We start from the raw sequence: 19,366 nt of genomic DNA, 5'->3' as shown, positions 1-19,366 counted from the left end.
CCAGCTTGCGCCGGAGCACCGAACCTGCGCGGGAACGCGGGCCCAAGCGAATTTCTGAGAAAGGGAATCCCGTGAGCAAGCGACGTTATGTCGTCGTCGGAGCCGGTGGCCGGGTGCAGATGTACCTGTCCGCGATCACCGGTGATCATGCCGCCGATGCCGAACTGGTCGGTCTGCTGGACAGCAACCCCGGCCGGGTCGAGTATCACCTGGGCCGGCTGGCCGACGCCGGACTGGACACCTCCAAGATCATCACCGGCTCCGGAGATGATCTTGAGAAGGTGATCGCCGATCAGCAGGCCGACCGAGTGATCATCACCTCCCCCGACTACACGCACGCCGACTACATCGTCCGCGGCCTGGACGCCGGTGTCGACGTGGTGGTGGAGAAGCCGCTGACGATCAACCCGGAATCGGCCCGCCGGATCGTCGAGGCGGTCGAGCGGACCGGCAAGCAGGTCGTGGTCACGCACAACTACCGCTACTCCCCGCGTAACAGTGCGTTGAAGGAGTTGATCAAGTCCGGCCGGATCGGCACTCCCCTGTCGGTCACCTTCGAGTGGGTGCTGGACACCGCCCACGGCGCCGACTACTTCCGCCGCTGGCACCGCAACAAGGAGAACTCCGGCGGACTGCTGATCCACAAGGCCTCGCATCACTTCGACCTGGTCAACTGGTGGATCGCCGACGTACCTCAGCAGGTGTACGCCCGCGGCGGGGTCCGGTTCTACGGCGATCAGAACGCTCCGGCCCGGGCGCTGCCCGATCGGGCCGAGCGCGGCACCCACGACGGACCGCACAGCCCGTGGGAACTTGATCTTCGTACCGACGAGAAGCTGAAGGCGCTCTACTACGACAACGAGTCCTACGACGGCTACCGGCGTGACCAGGACGTGTTCGGTCCCGGCGTCAGCACCGAGGACAACCTGGCGGTGATCGTCGACTACGCCGGCGGGCCGACCCTGTCGTACGCGCTGAACGCGCACTCCCCGTGGGAGGGCTACCGGGTCGCGGTCAACGGCACCGAGGGCCGCGCCGAGCTGGAGGTGATCGAACGCGCCGCCGTGCTCACCGATGACGACGGCAACGTGATCGTCGACCCGAGCGCGCTGCCCGAGGACGCCGGCCGGCACGGTGGCCAGAAGCTCACCCTGCAACGACATTGGCAGCCGGCTCAGGAGATCGAGATCACCGAGGGCGCGGGCGGTCACGGCGGTGGCGACGTGCTGCTGCTCAAGGACGTCTTCCAGGGTCCGGGCGACGACCCGCTGGAACGCCCGTCCGACTACAAGGACGGCCTGCGTTCGATCTCCGTCGGCATGATGGGCAACGAGTCGCTCGCCACCGGACGGCCGGTGACGTTGGACGACCTGAAGCTGGGAGTCGACCTCTCCCGCTGATCAGGTTCGCGAACACAGTCCCCCGCGCAATGTGCGATTCCGGGCGTAACCGGCTCCGAATGCACTTTGCGCGGGGGATTGTGTTCGCGAAGGATGCCGGCGTTTCAAGGTTCGGACGGCGAGAGCGGCTCGAGTCGAACAGGACGCTCGCGAAATCGCAGGAGTTCGCGCACCCATAAACCACTTCTCGCCACCAGAACCTCCTCGGATCCGAACAAGCGCCGCTGGACCGGAAACGCACGCAACAGACGGACCGAACCCAACTCGTGCTGGACAGTGACCGCAACGGGCGACCGACTCCCGCTGCTGCCGACTCGGTGATGGCGACGAGGTTAGAGTGCGGTGATGATCTTGCCGGCGGAGGTGGTGCATCCCGACGATCCCGTCGGGATCGGGGTGCTGCTGCTGGCGGGATCCAGCGGGCGAATTGATCATGGTCGAGCCGAGTTGCTGGCTCGGCACGGTGCGACCGTGCGGCCGCTGCGGTGGTTCGGCGGGCCGGGACTGCAGCCCGGGCCGTACGAGGTGCCGCTGGAGTTGTTCGCGGACGCGCTGGACCTGCTGGCCCTCGAGTGCGATCGGCTGGCGGTGATCGGAACCTCGTTCGGCGCCGAGGCGGCCCTGCTGATCGCCGCCGACGACGTACGGATCACCGCCACGGTGGCGTTTGCGCCGACCTCGGTGGTGTGGGGCGGCTGGGACGGCGACCGGGAGACGTCACACTGGACCCGCGCCGGACACCCAGTCCCCTACGTGCCGCTGGTTCGGGATGCGTGGCCGACCGAGCAGCCGCCGGCATTTCGTGATCTGTACGCGGCGAGCCTGGCTGCGCATCCTGCCGAGGTCGATGAAGCGAGCCTTCCGGTGGAGAAGATCCGCGGAGAGTTGATCTTGGTCGCCGGCGGCGATGATCAGGTCTGGCCGTCGGTGGACTTCGCCGGGCGGATCGCGCGCCGCCGTCACGACCACGATCTTGAGACCACCGTGATCAGCCATCCGACCGCGGGCCACCGGACCGTATTGCCGGGAGAGCCGATCGTGCGAGGCGGGCAGACGATGCTGCGCGGCGGCACGCCCGGGGCCGATGCAGAACTCGGACGCCGCGCCTGGCAGCATCTCACCGCCGCCCTGAACCTCCGCTGATCCCGGTCCGCAACCCACGACCCCGGTGGCGCGGCTCGACGCTGATCACCGAGAGCGACGTCCGTGCTCCGTTACAGTCGTGCGGTGACCTCAGCTGATCAAGTCGGAGTGGTCGAGGCCAAGCCGGTGCTGGCGTGCTGGCAGCTGGAGCCGGCGATCTCGATGACGCGCGCGACCTCCGGCACCATGAACGACACCTTCATCGTGACCACCGAGCAACGACGGGTGGTACTGCGGCGGCATCGGCGCCGGCTGCGTGAGCAGGTCGATCATGAGCACGCGGTGATCGCGCACGCACGAGCACGGCAGATCCCTGCTCCAGCGGCGATCCCGACTGCGGATGGGTCGATCGTCGTGAACCGTGACGGGGTGTTCTTTTCGCTCTTCGAGTTCGCCAACGGCACCCAGCTCGGCAAGGACGACCTGACGGCCGGCCACGCCGGCGCGATGGGACGGACACTGGCTCTGCTGCATCGAGCGTTCGAGGACTTCCCCACCGAGCCGCCGAGTTCGCAGCTGCGGAGCGAGACGCTGGACGCCGCGCCGGCGAAGATCACGTCGCTGCTGGAGGAGGTCGAGTCGCGGAGTGATCAGACCGAGCAGGACAGGTGGGCTCGAGAGCACCTGCAGAGCAAGATCAACTGGCTGTCCACCGGGCCAACCGTCGACTGGCGTCCGGTCGCAGCCGACCGACTTCAGATGATCCACGGCGACTATCAGGAGACCAATCTGTTCTTCGACGGTGAGGAGGTTTCCGCCGTCATCGACTGGGACAAGGCCGAGATGCGTTGGCCCGTGGACGAGGTGATCCGAACGATGGTCAGAGGGGCGCTCAGACTCTGATCGGGTGAAAATCGCACCGTCGTCGGTACGTTTCTCACCCGATCAATGCGCTCGCGTCAGGAGTGTTGCGGGGACCAGTCGGCGACGGCGGCCTGGGTCGCCCACGGGGCGCCGACGGCGGTGAAGCCGGTGCCGGAATCGGCTGCCTCCCGGGCCCAGTGCTCGATGTCCTTGATCACCGGGTGTGCGTCCGGGCCGCTGCCCTCCACCGTGACACCGTCGGTCAACGGCGCCGGCAGATGGGACTGGATCGCTTCCAGCACAGCCATGTACGGTCCGTGGCCGACGAACGGCGAGATCAGCGGGGTGCCGTCGGCGAGATGATCAAGGAGGTTCTCGGTCAGATCCGTCCGGCCGAGTTGCCCCGGATCCCCCGGTCCGGCGCCGCGGTCGACGGTGAGCAGGTCGGTGGTGTACCGAAGATCGATCCGGCCCTGGTCGCCGATCACACTGACCATCGGCGGCTGATCGTTGCCGGGGCCGCACAGCGTGAGCGCGATGCTGATCGGCAGCGCGCCGTCGGCCTCCACCCGGATCCAGGTGGTGTCGTCGGATTCGTTGTCCAGGTTGGCCTTGTAGAGCTCGGTGCGCACGCTCCTGATCCGATCAAGATCGTCGACACCGGCCACCCGGAGCGCCTGGGCGACCGAGTGCGCCAGCGCGTTGGTGGCCACGCCGTCCGACACCACCGCGTCGCCGAGTCGCCGCTTGCCGCTCCACGCCGAACGCCCGAAGTAGGCCGCCGTCCGCGACCAGACTCCGTACCCGGTGATCAACTTCGGCTCGCCGATCGCACCCTCGGCGATCAACCCGGCGATCCGGGCCAACGCGTGCGAGCCGAGTGCCTGGAAGCCGACCTGACAGCTCAACCCGGTCTCTTCCAGCAGCGCGACCACCCGATCGAAGTCCGCCATCGAAGCGACCGGCGGCTTCTCCAGGTACACGTGTTTGCCGGCCCGCAACGCCAACTCGGCCAACGGTGCATGGGTTTGGATCGGGGTGGCGATGATCACCACCGCGCAATTTTCGTTCGGCAACAGCTCGTCCAACGACGAGTACCAGGCGATCGCCGGATCAAGATCATCGGGCCGGCCGGCCGGATCGGCGACCGCGACCAACTGCGCACGACCGGCGGCGGCCAGCCGTTCCAGGTTGCGGCGGTGCACCCGGCCGAAACCGGAGGCGCCGGCCAGGGCGATCCGGACCGGTTCAGCTTGTGGTCCTTCGACATGCTCAGGACCCTTGCCGGAGTCCGGTCCCGAGTCCCGATGATCTTGATTGGTGGTCACGCTCTGTTCACGGCTCCTGCAACGGCTTTGAGCGATGCGGACACGATGTTGGCGTCGCGGCCGACACCCCACACAACCTGGGCATCCGCACCGTCGCCGACCTCGCACTCGACGTACGCCGCAGCCAGTGCATCGCCGCCCTGACTGAGCGCGTGTTCGTGGTAGTCGAGCACGCGGACACGATATCCGAGGCCCGCGATGGCGTCGACGAAGGCGGACACCGGGCCGTTGCCCTCACCACTGATCGTCACCTCCCGACCATGATCACGAACGGTCGCCTCCAGCTCGGTCCGACCGTCGGTCCCGGTCCGGTTGGTGACACTGACCACGTCCAGCGGATCGTGCTGCTCCAGGTAGGTCTGGGTGAAGGCCTCGCCGATCTGGGCCGGGCTGAGCTCGCCACCCTCCTCGTCGGTCTGCGCCTGTACCACTCGGGAGAATTCGATCTGCAGCCGACGCGGCAGGTCGAGTTGATGCTCGCTCTTCATGATGTAGGCGACGCCGCCCTTGCCGGACTGCGAGTTGACCCGGATCACGGCCTCGTAGGTCCGGCCGACGTCGAAGGGATCGATCGGCAGGTAGGGCGCCTCCCAATCGATCTCGTGCATCCCGATCCCCTGCTCGGCGGCCTTCTTCTCCAGATCCTCCAAGCCCTTCTTGATCGCGTCCTGGTGGGAGCCGGAGAAGGCGGTGTAGACCAGTTCGCCGGCCCAGGGATGTCGAGGACCGACGGGGAGGTTGGTGCAGTACTCCACCGTCCGACGAATCTCGTCTAGGCGTGAGAAGTCGATCTTGGGATCCACTCCTTGGCTGAACAGGTTCATGCCCAGGGTGACAAGATCAACATTGCCGGTCCGTTCGCCGTGACCGAAGAGGCAACCCTCGACCCGGTCGGCGCCGGCCATCACGGCCAACTCGGTCGCCGCGACCGCGGTGCCGCGATCGTTGTGCGGATGCAGGCTGACCGTGGTCACCTCGCGCCGGGTCAACTGCCGGATGAACCACTCGATCTGGTCGGCGTACACGTTCGGCGTCGCCGACTCCACCGTCGCCGGCAGGTTCAGGATGATCTCCCGGCCGTCGGCCGGCTGCCAGACGTCGGACACCGCCTCGCAGACCTCGGCGGAGAACGGCAACTCGGTGTTGGTGAAGATCTCGGGGCTGTACTCGTAGCCGATCTCGGTCTTGGCCAGATTGGCCTCGGAATACTTCATCACCATCTGGGTGCCGCGGACGGCGATGTCCTTGATCTCGTCCTTGCTGGCGCGGAACACCACCCGCCGAAACAGCGGCGCCAAGGCGTTGTAGAGGTGGATGTTGGCGTGATGCACGCCGATCAGCGACTCGGTGGTGCGTTCGATCAGGTCCTCACGGGCCTGGGTCAACACCGAGATGGTGACGTCCTCGGGCACCTTGTCCTGCTCGATCAACTGGCGTACGAAGCTGAAGTCGGTCTCGCTGGCCGACGGGAAGCCGACCTCGATCTCCTTGTAGCCCATCCGCACCAGCAGCTCGAACATCCGCATCTTGCGTGTCGGCGTCATCGGATCGATCAGCGCCTGATTGCCGTCGCGGAGGTCGGTGGACAACCAGCGCGGGGCCTTGGTGATGGTCTTGTTCGGCCAGGTCCGATCGGGCAGATCGACCGGCGTGAAGGCGCGATAGCGGCCAAAGGGCATCGGGCTCGGCTGCTGGGTGGTGATGGACGGGCCGGTACGTCGTACGCCGTCGGTGGGGGTGGTGCTGCTCATGATTCCTCGCTGCTGTTGAGTCCCTTGGCGGGCCGGAGCACGACAGACTCCGCAGCGAGGAGGCCGGCCCTTAGTGGGCCTCGCTGCGGCAGCGAAGGAGGAGCAGGTTGAATGCCACGAAGCACACATTAGACCCGGCCGGGCCCGGGCGCCAACCCGGGTCCCGGCCGGAATCCGTAGGGATCCGATGCCGGTCCAGACTCAGAATCAGGCGATGCCGGTGGCGACGGCGATCTGATCCCGGTCGTAGGTGCTGTCGTAGACGGTCAGGTAGACCGGATCGCCCTCGCCGTAGCTCAGGTTCTTCACCAGCAGACCGTTGCTGCCCATCATCGGGTTCAGCCTCAGCATTTCGGCGTGTGGGCTCTGCACCTTGACGTAGAAGCTGTCGCCGTCGGCCCGGGTGTCGTAGATGTAGAGCAGCTCGCCGTACGGGTGGAACTCGATCTTGCCGACGTACTTGCCCTGGTGCCGAAGTTCGATCTTGACCGCGGTGCCGCCGGTGTCCTTTTTGAAGTAGGTGCCGTCGACCGGGTCGTCCAGCTGGTGGCTGGAGTTGGTGGACAGCCTGATCGTGTTGACGTCCGGGTTCGGACTGTACGCCTGTGCCGGCGAGGTGAGCGCGAGTACGGATCCGGCTACCAGGCCGGTCCCGACCGCGGCCGTGGCGATCCGGCGAGCAACTCGTCGTGATCCTGACATGGCTGCTTTCCTTTCCTGATTGGAGATCTCCGCCGTCGGCTGCGATGCGGCGGCGGAGATCTGACGGGAGAAGACTTGGGATGGAGGCTCAGGCGACGGCCGTTGCGCTCTTGATGAAGTCGGTCCGAGAGCTGTTGTCGTACAACTCGATGTAGACCTTCTTGCCCTCCGGGATGTCGAGGTTGTAGTGATCTTGGTCGACGACCTTGGAGGTGGACGGCGGCGCGAAGTAGATCGTGACCCAGCGGTTGTTGTCGGTGTTGAACCAGCGCAGGATCCCGTAGTAGCCGTCGCCGTCGTTCCTGGTGTCGTAGAAGTACAGGATTTCGTCCGCCGGGTGGAATTCGACCTTGCCGACGTACCAGCCGTCCTTGCGCAGTTCCATCTTCAGGCCGGTGCCGCCGGCGTCCTTCTCGAAGTAGGTGTCGTCGAACGGGTCGTTCAGCCGGCAGCCGCAGCCGGACGTGTTCACTTTGATCGACTTCACCGAAGGATCCGGGTTGTAGGCCTGCGCCGGTGCGGTCATGCTGATCACCGATCCGGCCACCAGGGCGGCTCCGGTCACCGCTGCCGCTACCCGACGTCCGAGTGTGCGGTTCTTCATCTTGATCATTCCCTTCTGACCCCTTGCGCCCGCGTTGTCGCGGGACTCGGCAAGCCTGCAACAGATCTCGGGCGTCCGGACCGTCTTTCGATCAGGCTCAAAAGGCTTGCGCAGAACACCCAAGATGCGCTTGTGCCCGGTGCCCGCTCAGTCCCCGATTCACGGCAGCGTCGAACCACTCGTACGCTGACGGGCATCAGCAATCTCGTCACGACCGGAGCAGCTCACGACATGACCACAACTCAGCCCGTCCAGGACGTAACCAACACCGATCCGAACGGCCCAGACGCCGACTGGTGGCGGCAGGCGGTCGTCTATCAGATCTACCCACGCAGCTTCGCCGACGCGAACGGCGACGGCATCGGTGACCTGCAGGGAATCATCTCCCGGATCGACTACCTGGAGCGGCTCGGCATCGACGCCGTCTGGCTGAGCCCGTTCTATCCGTCGGCGTTGGCCGACGGCGGCTACGACGTGGACGACTACCGCGACATCGATCCGCGGATCGGCACGTTGCCCGAATTCGATGCGATGGTCGAACGGCTGCATGCGGCCGGGATCAAGTTGATCATCGACATCGTGCCGAATCACAGCTCCAACCGGCACGCCTGGTTCGAACAGGCCGTCGCTGCCGGACCCGGCTCGCCGGAGCGCGACCGCTACATCTTCCGGGACGGCCGCGGTGCCGACGGTGAACTGCCGCCGTCGGACTGGCAGTCGATCTTCGGCGGCCCGGCCTGGACCCGAGTGCCCGACGGCCAGTGGTATCTGCACCTGTTCGCGCCCGAGCAGCCGGACTGGAACTGGCAGAACGAGGACGTACGCACCGATTTCCTTGCCACGTTGAAGTTCTGGGGCGACCGAGGCGTCGACGGCTTCCGCATCGACGTGGCCCACGCGCTGACCAAGGACCTGCCCGACGAGTTGCCGAGTCGAGCCGATCTGGAGGACGGAACGAGCTTCCCGGAGGGCGCGCACCCGATCTGGGATCGCGACGAGGTGCACGAGATCTACGCCGAATGGCGCCGCCTGTTCAACAGCTACGCACCGCCGTTGGCGGCGGTCGCCGAGGCCTGGGTGCCGGCGCACCGGCGGATCCGATACGCGCACCCGGAAAGCCTGGGACAGGCGTTCAACTTCGATCTGCTGCAGGCGCCGTGGGACGCCGACCGGTTCCGCACGATCATCACCGAGAATCTTGATCTTGCTCGGCAGTCCGGCGCATCCAGCACCTGGGTGTTCTCCAACCACGACGTGGTCCGGCACGTCACCCGGTTCGGTCTGATCGCGCAGAACGATGCGGAGGATCCGTGGTCGCCGTCGGCCGGACGGGAATGGTTGCGCGCCGGCGGCCCGGCCGACGGCGTCGACCTCGAGGTCGGCCTCAAACGGGCCCGCGCGGCAACCCTGATGGCCCTCGCGCTGCCGGGCAGCGCATATCTCTACCAGGGTGAGGAGTTGGGGCTGTCGGAGGTCGCCGAGATCCCGGACGACCAGCGGCAGGACCCGACCTTCTTTCGCACCGGCGGGGAGGATGTCGGCCGGGACGGCTGCCGGGTGCCGCTGCCGTGGACCGTCGACGGACCGTCGTACGGATTCGGGCCCGGACCTTCACACCTGCCGCAGCCGGAGTGGTTCGGCCGCTACGCCGTACAGCTGCAGTCCGACCAGCCGGGCTCGACCCTGGAGCTCTATCGCCGGGCGATGGAGTTGCGGCACCGGCTGCAGGGTGCCGAGGAACTGGAGTGGCTGGACGCCGAGGATCAGGTGCTGGCCTTCCGCCGGCCGGGCGGCTGGGTCTCGATCACCAACTTCGGCGACATCCCGGTGCCGCTGCCCGACGGCGAGTTGTTGATCATCACCGAACGCACCGATCGGGACCTGCCGGCGTATGCGGGTGCCTGGGTGAAGACGCCCGAGTAACCGTCGCCGCGGCGCGTTCTGCCGGCCTGACGAGGCGTCGGTGCCAATCCTGCAAAACCCGTGGACCGGACGCCACCCGGGATGCAGGCTGGTGCCATGGGATTCCAACTCGTACGACCGGACGACGCCGCGGCCGTCGCCGTGCTCACCGACCTCGGCAACGCGGCCCAGGCGGTCGATGACCCGGAGTCGCCTGCCGGCACTCCGGAGCTGACGGCAGGCTGGCTGCGCTACGGCTGGGATCTGGAGCCCGATCAGCGCTACCTCTATCGGCCGAGCGAGGACGACGACCCGGTCGGAGTCCTCAATGTCGGCGTGCCCAAGCGGGACAATCTGCATCTGGTCACCGGCGGGATCACGGTGCATCCCGACCAGCGTCGGCAGGGCCACGGCAGCGCGATGCTGGCGGAGCTCCTGCGGCAGACCCGCGAGCTCGGCCGACGTACCGTCTGGCTGGGCTGCGCCGCCGACGACGACGGCGCCGCAGCCTTCCTCAAGCAGCACGGTTTCAGCTATGCCAGCCACGATGCCCGGCGCTATCAGTGGCCGTCCAAGGTCGATCAAGACCACGTCGCTGCGCTGTATGCCGAAGCCCGGCAGGCGGCCGCCGACTACGAGGTGGTTCGCACCCAGGTGCCGACCGATGATCAACTTCTCGCCGAGCTGATCGAGGTCACCGCGGCGATCAACGACGCGCCGATGGGCGAACTCGAATTCGAACCCGAGAAGTTCGATCTTCAGCGGCTGAAGGACTTCGAGTACGCCGGCCAGCAGAAGGGCGAACGCATCTATCGGATCTTCGCCCGGCACCGGCATACCGGCGTGGTCGGCGGCCACACGGTGATGATGGTGCAGCCCAGCCAGCCGACGTTCGGAAACCAGTACGACACCGCCGTCCATCGTGATCATCGCGGGCACCGGCTCGGCATGCTGCTCAAGATCGAGATGATGCGCTGGATGGCCGACGCGGAGCCGCAGATCGAGCGGATCGAGACCTGGAACAACGCCGACAACAGCTACATGATCAACGTCAACGAGGCGATCGGCTACCGCTTGTCCCGCATCTTCGACTCCTACCAACTGGCCCTCTGAGGCGAGTTGTCAGCCTGACAAAGCGCTCTGGCGCCTTGTCAGGCTGACAAGTCAGTGGGACGCCAGCTCCTCCACCAACTCCTTGGCCTCCTCGCGGGATGAGGCGGCCGGGGTGGAACCCCAGAGTGGACGGCCGTTGGTCTCCGGCACCCGGTGGATGGCGATGAAGCCGATCACGCCGGCCGCCATCAGGTAGTACGCCGGCCACATCAGATTGTGGGTGGCGCCGACCAGCGCACTCATCACCGTCGAGGTGGTGCCGCCGAACAACGAAACCGAGATGTTGAAGGCGATCGACAACGCGCCGGCCCGGACCGCCGTCGGGAACAACGACGGCAGCGTCGACGGCATCGTCGCACTGAAGCAGATCAGGCTCAGCCCCATGATCAACAAGCCACCGAGGATGCTGCCCAGCGAGTCGTTGGTGATCAACAACATCGACGGAATCGCCAACACGATCAAGGCCGCCGAACCGGCCCGGACGATGATCTTGCGGCCGAATCGGTCGGACAGCTTGCCGATGATCGGAATCAACACCAGACAGACCGCCATCACGATGATCTGCAGCACTTCCGAGGCCACATCGCTGACCGTCGACTTGCCGGTGATGTCGGCCATCTCGGAGAAGAACGTCGGCATGTACGCGGTGAGCATGTAGTTGGTGACGTTCCAGGCGAGCACCAGACCGATGCAGGCGAGCATGTTCGGCCACAGCTTGAAGATCTTCTTGAACTCGCCCGGTTCCTTCGCCTTCTGCTGCTCCGACTGCTCGGATTCCTTCTCCAGTTGGAGATACGCGGGAGTGTCGGCCAGCTTCGTCCGCAGGTAGACGCCGATCAGGCCGAGCGGCAATGCGACGAAGAACGGCAGCCGCCAACCCCAGGACAGCATCTGCTGATCACTGAGCACCGCGGTCATCACGGTGGCGATGCTGGCGCCGAGCAGGTAGCCGGTGAAGGTCCCGACCTCCAGCAGGCTGCCGAGGAATCCGCGCCGCCGATCGGGTGCGTACTCGGCGATGAAGGTCATCGCGTTGCCGTACTCGCCGCCGGTGGAGAAGCCTTGCACCAATCGGCAGGCCAGCAACAGGAACGGTGCGGCCAGGCCGATCGCGGCGTACGAGGGCACCAGGCCGATGCAGAACGTACCCAGCGCCATCATGATCATGGTGATCGCCAGCACCTTGTTCCGGCCGATCCGATCCGACAACGGTCCGAAGAACATGCCGCCGAACGGCCGGACCAGGAAGGCGACCGCGAACAGCGCCGCGGTCAACACCGCAGCCACTGCCCCGCTCTGATTGGGGAAGAACACCTTGTCGATGGTGGTCGCCAGGTAGCCGTAGACACCGAAGTCGTACCACTCGGTGATGTTGCCGATGGCAGCAGCTCCGATGGCCCGTTTGATCACGTCGGGTTTGGTGATGGTGATCTCGTCGACGCGCCACCTCTTACGGACGTTCTGCGGCCCGAACATGAACCACGCCTTCCTCGTCGCTGTCGAACATTCCGGCCGCTCGGGCACGCCGTGCGCCCCGAGTACCCGATCAGCGGCCGGTCCGGGACGGCCCGGCCGGTCCCGATCGCGGCATGGCGCCAGGAGTGGCTCTCCTCAGCATGTCACCAGGAGGTTTCCGGGGCCAGCGCCGGACCGGCGTTTCAGAAGCCGAGGCGATTGAGGTGCTTCGCGTCGCGCTGCCAGTCCTTGAGCACCTTGACCTTGAGATTGAGGTAGACCGGGGTGCCCAGGATGGCCTGGATCTGCCGCCGGGCGGACTGGCCGACCTCCTTCAGCCGGCTGCCCTGGTGGCCGATCACGATGCCCTTCTGCGACTCGCGCTCGACGATCATCGACGCGTACACGTCCAGCAACGGCTTGTCCTCGGGACGATCCGGCCGCAACCCCATCTCGTCGATCTCGACCGCGATCGAGTGCGGCAACTCATCGCGTACGCCTTCCAGCGCGGCCTCGCGGATCAACTCGGCGACCAGTTGCTCCTCCGGCTCGTCGGAGATCTCACCGTCCGGGTAGAGCTGCGGGCCGGTCGGCAACTGCTCAACCAGCAGGTCGCAGAGCACGTCCAACTGCTCGCCGGCCACCGCGGACACCGGCACGATGTGGGCCCACTCGATGCCCAACTCGGACTCCAGCGCCTGGATCCGGACCAGATGTTCGGCCATCCGGTCGGACTTGACCAGATCGGCCTTGGTGGCGATCGCGACCAGCCGCGGCCGGTTCGGCAGCTGCGCGATCTCGCCCACCAGGTAGCTGTCGCCGGGGCCGATCTTCTGGTTCGCCGGCAGGCAGACCCCGATCACGTCGACCTCGGACCAGGTCTCCCGGACCAGGTCGTTGAGCCGCTCACCGAGCAGCGTCCGCGGTTTGTGCAATCCGGGGGTGTCGATCAGCACCAACTGGGCGTCGTCGCGGTTGACGATGCCCCGGACCGCGTGCCGGGTGGTCTGCGGTTTGGACGACGCGATCGCGATCTTGGTCCCCACCAGCGCGTTGGTCAGCGTCGATTTGCCGGCGTTGGGCCGGCCGACGAAGCAGGCGAAGCCGGACCGGAAGTCAGTCATCGATGTCGATCCGATCCTGAACCGTGCCCTGGCCGTCGGTCAGCCAGACGGTGACCTGTTCGCCCGGCAGATCGGCGATCAGAGCAAGATCATCTTCACTCGGCCCGGTGCCGGCCACCGCCACCGCCTCGACGCCGAGGGCACCGGAGGAGACCGCCATCGCGACGACGACCTGGATCGCGGACAGCTTCAGATGATCAAGATCAACTCGAGTGCCGGCGTACGTGCGGCCGTCGGTGTCCCGCAGGCAGGCGCCCTGGCCGGACTGGGCGTTGGCGGAGCGGGCCAGAGCGGAACGAGCCAGGGTGATGATCTTGAGATCCTCGGGTTCGCTCGGTCTCTCGAGCGGCTCCGGATCGGTGCGATCGGTCATGATGCCTTTGCTGTGTCGACGGACGTGGTCTCGGTCGTCTTGGAGTTCGCGGCGATCCGGGCGGCAGCCATCGTACGGTTCTCGTCACCGGCATCGGAATCCTCGCCCTCGTCCGACTCGGCGTCCAGCAGGCCGACCACCACAGTGCCGATCTTGTTCCGCCGGCCGGTGGAACGCTCGGCGACCAATTCCAGCCCGGCGAATTTGACCACGGCGCCGGCGATCGGCACCTTGTTCAGCTGCTTGGCCATCAGACCGCCGACGGTCTCCACATCCTCGTCGTCCAGCTCGAGGCCGAACAGTTCGCCGAGCTCGTCGATCGGCAGCCGGCTGGAGACCCGATAGCGGCCCTCGCCCAGCTCGGTGATGTCGGTGTTCTCCTGGTCGTACTCGTCGGTGATCTCGCCGACGATCTCCTCCAGGATGTCCTCGATCGTGGCCATCCCCGCAGTACCGCCGAATTCGTCCACCACGATCACCAGGTGGCTGCGTTTGAGCTGCATCTCCCGCAGCAGTTCGTCGATCGGCTTGGAGTCCGGGCACCACTCCGGCTTGCGCATCAACTGGCTGACCTTCTCGGTGCTTTCCGATTTGGGGTAGTCGTACACCCGCCGGATCACGTCCTTCAGGTAGAGCACGCCGACCACGTCGTCCAGTCCGTCACCGATCACCGGTATCCGGCTGAAACCCGACCGCAGGCACAGCGACATCGCCTGCCGCAGCGTCTTGTTGTCCTCGATGTAGACCATGTCGGTCCGCGGCACCATCACTTCCTTGACGATGGTGTCGCCGAGCTCGAAGACGGAGTGGATCATCTCCCGCTCGCCGGACTCGATCAGCTGACTGGCCTCGGCCAGGTCGACCATCTCGCGCAACTCGGCCTCGGTGGAGAACGGGCCCTCGCGGAATCCCTTACCGGGCGTGAGCGCGTTGCCGATCATGATCAACAACTTCGGCAGCGGGCCGAGCACCGCAGTGATCTTGACCAGCGGACCGGCCACCGCCGCCGCGATCCGGTCGGCGTGCTGCCGGCCGATGGTGCGCGGGGCGACGCCCCAGCAGATGAAACTGATCACGATCATGCTGCCGGCGGCCACCAGCATCCGCGACCAGGTGGCGGAGAATTCGCCGAAGACGACCAACGCGACCAGCACGATCGAGCAGATCTCGAACACCGTACGCAGCAGCAGTGCGGTGTTCAGGTAGCGCGGCGGGTCCTCCATGATCTGTTGCACCCGGGCGGCGCCCGGCCGGCCCTCTTCCAGCAGCCGTTCGGCGCGTGATCGGGAGAAGGAGTGCAACGCGGACTCGGCCGCGGCGAGCAGGCCGGCGATGATCACCAAGATCAACGCGATGGCCAGCCCGAACCAGTCGTGACTCGTCATGATCAACCAGCCGGGTGGGTACGTGCTTGGCTCGACGCGGTGCGATCCGACGGGCCGGTCCCCGGCCGCGGGGTCGTACCGGACGGGCCGTGCACGGCGGTGCCACGCTCGGCATCCCACCGCGCCAACAACTTGTCCTTGAGGCCGAACATCTCGGCCTTCTCCTCCGGCTCGGCATGATCAAACCCGAGCAGGTGCAACAGTCCGTGGACGAGCAGATATTCGGCCTCGGCATCCGGCGTACGGCCGTTTTCCTTTGCCTGCTTGCTGGTCACGGCCGGGCAGAGCACGATGTCGCCGAGCAGACCGATCGGCGGTTCGTCGTCGTCGGCCGGGATCCGCAGCTCGTCCATCGGGAAGCTCAGCACGTCGGTCGGGCCGGGCTCGCCCATGTACTTCTCGTGGTAGGCCGACATCGTGTCGGTGTCCACCAGCAAGATCGACAACTCGGCTTGCGGATGGATCCGCAACTGGGACAGGGCGAATTCGGCGAGCCGGACCAAGCCCGTACTGTCGGCCTCCAGACCGGACTCGTTGTTGATCTCCACCGTCATCGTCGGCTCCCGTTCGACGGGCTCGGATTCCGCGCCTCGAACTTGTCGTAGGCGGCGACGATCCGGCCGACCAGCTTGTTGCGGACGACGTCGTGGTTGGTCAGGTTGCAGAAGGCGATGTCCTCGACGGTGTCGAGGATGTTCTGAACCGCCCGCAGACCGCTGCGGGTGCCACCGGGCAGGTCGACCTGAGTGATGTCGCCGGTGACCACCATCTTGGAGTTGAAGCCGAGCCGGGTCAGGAACATCTTCATCTGTTCCATCGACGTGTTCTGCGCCTCATCCAGGATGATGAACGCGTCGTTGAGGCTGCGTCCGCGCATGTAGGCCAGCGGCGCGACCTCGATCGTGCCCGAGGTCAGCAGCCGCGGGATGGACTCCGGATCGACCATGTCGTGCAGCGCGTCGTACAGCGGCCGCAGGTAGGGATCGATCTTGTCGCTCAGGGTTCCCGGCAGGTAGCCCAGATGCTCGCCGGCCTCGACCGCCGGCCGAGTCAGGATGATCCGGTTGACGTCCTTGTTCTGCAGCGCCTGGACGGCCTTGGCGACGGCGAGGTAGGTCTTGCCGGTGCCGGCCGGGCCGATGCCGAAGACCACGGTGTGCTTGTCGATCGCGTCCACGTAGCGCTTCTGGTTCAGCGTCTTGGGCCGGATCGTCTTGCCGCGGCTGGACAGGATGTTGTGCGTCAGCACATCCGACGGCCGGGCGTCCTCGCGATCGGCGATCATGCCGACCAGTCGTTCGACGCCGTCGGCTGTCATGCCCTGCCCGGTCCTGACGATGGTGACGATCTCGCCGAGTACGTCGGCTCCCATCGCGGTCGCGGACGGATCGCCGCTGAGGGTGATCTCATTGCCGCGTACGTGGATGTCGGCAGCCAGGTCGCGTTCCAGGATGCGCAGGAATGCGTCTCCCGGCCCGAGCACGCTGACCATGTTGATCGATGTCGGGATCGTGACCTTCCGCGCGTCGCGTCCTTGATCCGACTCCTCGCCCGCGCCAACGGGGGCGGCGCCGGCCAACTGGGTCGCATCTGTTGTCGTCGCGGCGGCCGATCGCTGTGTGCTACTCAGAACTTCCTCGCATCCGGTCCGGGAATGATGCTTGGAGTCTAGTGATGCAGCAGTCACCAGCCCAAGCCATTACGCGGCCGGCGGACGATGATTTCTGTCTACGCGTTGCCCGGATTCGACCGGAAACGCCCCGACCCGGCCGACGCGTAGACAAATCTCATCGCCACTCCCCGACCGGCTCCAGGAGCGATCAGCGGTCGTCGTCGACGACGTGGACGGCCGCCTCTTCAGCGCTGGCGGCGGCGCCGTCGATGCCGACATCGGTCCCGTACAGCTCGGACTCGTCGTCTTCGCCGGAGCCGCCGTTGGGATCGACCAGGCGACCGGCGCGTTGGCTACCCACCTCACCGTCGTCGAGGAAATCGTCGTACTCGGCGTCCTCGTCCTCCTCGGTGTCGTCGGCTTGTTCCTCCGACAGCCGCTGGTCCAGCGTTTCGTGGTCGCCGTGACGTTCGAGCACGGACCAGCGCTCGGGCGTGGTCAGGCCCTCGTCCAGCACGTCGTCGACGCCGCGGTCCTCCAACGAGTCGTCGGGCTGGATCTGGTCCAGCTGTTCCGACGCGTCGGGCACCTCGTCGTATTCATTCGGGTCGAGGTTGCGATCACTCATGGGCGTCAGCCTGCCATGGGTCGGTCACGATCACGACGCCCGGTCTGGATTGCGATCGAGCCTGATCTCGATCACCTTCCGGCCGGCTGCGATCACTCGGTCGAGTTCGGCATCGCTGACTGTGCCGTTGACGATGCGTACGTCGCCGGGATAGGCCAGCTGCGGGACCGCGTCCAGGATCTGGCGCAGCCGGCGAGCGGCCTCGGCCGGGTCGGCGATCACCTCGGCGTGGCCCACGTACGCCTTGAGCCGGATCAGCAGCCGCACCTGGGCGCCGTTGCGCAGGTTGCGCCACCAGCGAGAACCGGTGGTGATGTAGACCCGATCGCCGTCGCGGAAGTACGCGATCGGCGTGTGATAGACCTTCCCGGTCTTGTGCCCGGTGAACTCCAGCGAGGCCCAGCGGCTGCTCAGCAGCGGATGCAGCGGAGTGTGCAGCACGACCATGAAGAAGGCCTTGACCACTGTCGGCACCACGCTGTTCATCAGCTTGCTCCGCCTCCCTGGCAGATGTTGATATCCGGCGCTCTTAGCGACCAGATCCGGTTCGTCCATGTCGATCACCGTACGAGCGGCGCGTCGGTTGTCCGCGGCCCTCCCCCAGCTGTTTACCCCCGGATCCAGGTTTACCCACGTGTCACCGGGCACACCCGAAGGCCGGAGCGACACGCGGACCGGTAAGAACGTCGGTCTGGATGGTATGAACACCCCGATTTCCTGGGTTTGATGCCATCCCGTCCTACGTTTTTCGCACTTTCCGCAGGCACCATCGACCCGGCTCAGCTCACCTTCGGGCCGGGAAGGGTGAGGTAGAAGAAGTCCCGCTGGTCGGGTTTCAGGAATCGGTCGGGCGAGCGATGCATCGTCGGCAACAGCTTGGTCGGCCGATTGATCCCGCGCGGATCGGGTTTCCAGGCAGTGAAGAAGGTGATCGAGGGATGGATGTCGAGTTCCATCGCGGTGATCGCGTGGACCTTCTGGAACGCGAGTGCGAGTCCGGTGAGGTTCATGTTGGTGCCGGCGATGAAGATCGCGTCGCCCGCGGCGTCGACACCGAGTCCGGTGCGAGCGGTGTACTGGAGTTGGTTGTGCGCGCTACCCCACAAGTCGCCATTGTCTCGGCTCAGGCCGGCGACCGGCTGCCCGTGATCCACGATCAGGTGCAGATTCTGCCGGGCCGCGGCGATGTCCGGCAGACGTGCGCCGCTGCTCCAGCGTCGCACCTGCAGCTGACCGCTCTCGGTGATCACCGCGGTGGCCAACCCGTTGATCATGGGCGGATCCGCACGGTCGCCGATCATGAAGCCGCCGCGCGCATCGCGGAAACGCCAACCACCGTTGAAGATCGCCACCAGACTCGGCACCTGCCGCGCGGGCACCGACGCCGAGCCGGGCCAATGCCCAACCCCAGGTTCGATCGTGCCGGCGACCAGATGAGCGGTAGTGCGACCGCGGGGAAATTCGGCGACCGCCGCCAGCATGCCGGGATAGCGCGGCTGGGGCCGGAAGTACGTCGTCCACATCGCCGGCTTGCCCGAAGCGGACAACCGTCCCAAACGCCAGCGACCCTCGGCGGGCAACGGATGCAGCGCCGGCGACACCGGCACGATGCCGGGCGGAGGCCCGAGTCGGCAGGCCGACCGTCCGGCGCAGTCGGGCCGATCGGTTCTCGGTGCGACCGGAAGCTCCGACGGTGTCGGCGGCACGTCGGCGGCATGATGACGGCTGTAGAACCAGTTCTCGATCGCATCGACGATCGGGCCGCCGCCGTGATCACGAACCCAATCGACCGTGCGTACGGTCAACGGGGCGGCTCCCGGTTCCGTCAGCGCCCGGCCCAGCGAGGCGACCGGAAAGAGCAACAGCACGACCAGGACGATCGCGCCGATCCGCACCGCGCGCGACCGACGCCGTACTGCAGCACCGTGACGAGCGGATCGAGCCGACACGAGTCCTCCGCCTCCAGCGATCTCCTGGCTACCGAACCACCAAGCTACGACAAAGTATGTAGTAGTTCACGTCCCCGGCGGACGGACTCTCAG

General features: G+C 66.3%; 17 protein-coding genes and 1 pseudogene. 5 read left to right on the top strand and 13 right to left on the bottom strand.

Annotated features, from left to right (window positions below; translation table 11 throughout):
• Positions 1-71 precede the first annotated feature (71 nt).
• The 3 genes from FOE78_RS09925 to FOE78_RS09915 all read left to right on the top strand — a co-directional run bounded on the left by FOE78_RS09925 (position 72) and on the right by FOE78_RS09915 (position 3,386).
• Positions 72-1,400, top strand: a complete 1,329-nt coding sequence (locus tag FOE78_RS09925) for a Gfo/Idh/MocA family protein (RefSeq protein ID WP_228266131.1) — start codon at positions 72-74, stop codon at positions 1,398-1,400.
• 345 nt (positions 1,401-1,745) lie between these two features.
• Positions 1,746-2,543, top strand: a complete 798-nt coding sequence (locus FOE78_RS09920) for an acyl-CoA thioester hydrolase/BAAT C-terminal domain-containing protein (protein ID WP_143986144.1) — start codon at positions 1,746-1,748, stop codon at positions 2,541-2,543.
• 84 nt (positions 2,544-2,627) lie between these two features.
• On the top strand, positions 2,628-3,386 hold the full coding sequence (locus FOE78_RS09915; RefSeq protein ID WP_143986143.1) for a phosphotransferase: 759 nt from the start codon (positions 2,628-2,630) through the stop codon (positions 3,384-3,386).
• 56 nt (positions 3,387-3,442) lie between these two features.
• Here the strand turns inward: FOE78_RS09915 and FOE78_RS09910 are convergent, their stop codons facing one another.
• The 4 genes from FOE78_RS09910 to FOE78_RS09895 form a co-directional block, all read right to left on the bottom strand.
• Complete coding sequence (locus FOE78_RS09910) at positions 3,443-4,675, bottom strand: Gfo/Idh/MocA family protein (RefSeq protein WP_168207455.1); 1,233 nt, start codon at positions 4,673-4,675, stop codon at positions 3,443-3,445.
• Entirely contained in the window at positions 4,672-6,426 is a 1,755-nt protein-coding gene (leuA, locus tag FOE78_RS09905) for a 2-isopropylmalate synthase (RefSeq protein WP_143986141.1), read from the bottom strand. The genes FOE78_RS09910 and leuA overlap by 4 nt, the downstream gene beginning before the upstream one ends.
• Positions 6,427-6,633: 207 nt before the next feature.
• Complete coding sequence (locus FOE78_RS09900; RefSeq protein ID WP_143986140.1) at positions 6,634-7,128, bottom strand: hypothetical protein; 495 nt, start codon at positions 7,126-7,128, stop codon at positions 6,634-6,636.
• 88 nt (positions 7,129-7,216) lie between these two features.
• Positions 7,217-7,732 carry a hypothetical protein gene (locus tag FOE78_RS09895; protein ID WP_143986139.1) on the bottom strand — a complete coding sequence of 172 codons (516 nt, stop codon included), beginning with the start codon at positions 7,730-7,732 and terminating at the stop codon, positions 7,217-7,219.
• Between the two features lie 231 nt (positions 7,733-7,963).
• On the opposite strand from FOE78_RS09895, the gene FOE78_RS09890 reads away from it, so the two are divergent.
• Positions 7,964-9,655: a glycoside hydrolase family 13 protein gene (locus tag FOE78_RS09890; RefSeq protein WP_143986138.1), complete on the top strand. Its 1,692-nt coding sequence runs from the start codon at positions 7,964-7,966 to the stop codon at positions 9,653-9,655.
• A gap of 96 nt (positions 9,656-9,751) precedes the next feature.
• Positions 9,752-10,747: a GNAT family N-acetyltransferase gene (locus tag FOE78_RS09885; RefSeq protein WP_168207454.1), complete on the top strand. Its 996-nt coding sequence runs from the start codon at positions 9,752-9,754 to the stop codon at positions 10,745-10,747.
• A gap of 51 nt (positions 10,748-10,798) precedes the next feature.
• On the opposite strand, the gene FOE78_RS09880 is transcribed toward FOE78_RS09885, so the two are convergent.
• The 9 genes and pseudogenes from FOE78_RS09880 to FOE78_RS09845 form a co-directional block, all read right to left on the bottom strand.
• On the bottom strand, positions 10,799-12,223 hold the full coding sequence (locus FOE78_RS09880; RefSeq protein ID WP_143986136.1) for an MFS transporter: 1,425 nt from the start codon (positions 12,221-12,223) through the stop codon (positions 10,799-10,801).
• A gap of 182 nt (positions 12,224-12,405) precedes the next feature.
• Positions 12,406-13,326, bottom strand: a complete 921-nt coding sequence (gene era, locus FOE78_RS09875; RefSeq protein ID WP_168207453.1) for a GTPase Era — start codon at positions 13,324-13,326, stop codon at positions 12,406-12,408.
• Positions 13,319-13,699 (bottom strand): cytidine deaminase, encoded by a 381-nt coding sequence (locus FOE78_RS24780; protein ID WP_168207452.1) that lies wholly within the window; start codon positions 13,697-13,699, stop codon positions 13,319-13,321. Before FOE78_RS24780 ends, era begins: the two co-directional genes overlap by 8 nt.
• Entirely contained in the window at positions 13,696-15,084 is a 1,389-nt protein-coding gene (locus FOE78_RS09870; protein WP_143986135.1) for a hemolysin family protein, read from the bottom strand. Before FOE78_RS09870 ends, FOE78_RS24780 begins: the two co-directional genes overlap by 4 nt.
• A 104-nt stretch (positions 15,085-15,188) precedes the next feature.
• Positions 15,189-15,638 (bottom strand): annotated as a pseudogene (ybeY, locus tag FOE78_RS09865) (rRNA maturation RNase YbeY); the annotation flags it as partial.
• Positions 15,635-16,576 carry a PhoH family protein gene (locus FOE78_RS09860; RefSeq protein WP_143988708.1) on the bottom strand — a complete coding sequence of 314 codons (942 nt, stop codon included), beginning with the start codon at positions 16,574-16,576 and terminating at the stop codon, positions 15,635-15,637. The gene FOE78_RS09860 and the pseudogene ybeY, both read right to left, overlap by 4 nt.
• Positions 16,577-16,904: 328 nt before the next feature.
• On the bottom strand, positions 16,905-17,324 hold the full coding sequence (locus tag FOE78_RS09855; RefSeq protein ID WP_143986133.1) for a DUF5709 domain-containing protein: 420 nt from the start codon (positions 17,322-17,324) through the stop codon (positions 16,905-16,907).
• 30 nt (positions 17,325-17,354) lie between these two features.
• On the bottom strand, positions 17,355-17,879 hold the full coding sequence (locus FOE78_RS09850; RefSeq protein ID WP_143986132.1) for a nitroreductase/quinone reductase family protein: 525 nt from the start codon (positions 17,877-17,879) through the stop codon (positions 17,355-17,357).
• 224 nt (positions 17,880-18,103) lie between these two features.
• On the bottom strand, positions 18,104-19,219 hold the full coding sequence (locus FOE78_RS09845; protein ID WP_143986131.1) for a phosphodiester glycosidase family protein: 1,116 nt from the start codon (positions 19,217-19,219) through the stop codon (positions 18,104-18,106).
• Positions 19,220-19,366: the final 147 nt, after the last annotated feature.

It is taken from the genome of Microlunatus elymi, from assembly GCF_007362775.1.
Classification (GTDB): Bacteria; Actinomycetota; Actinomycetes; order Propionibacteriales; family Propionibacteriaceae; genus Microlunatus; species Microlunatus elymi.
This window is presented reverse-complemented; position numbering and strand designations above follow the sequence as displayed.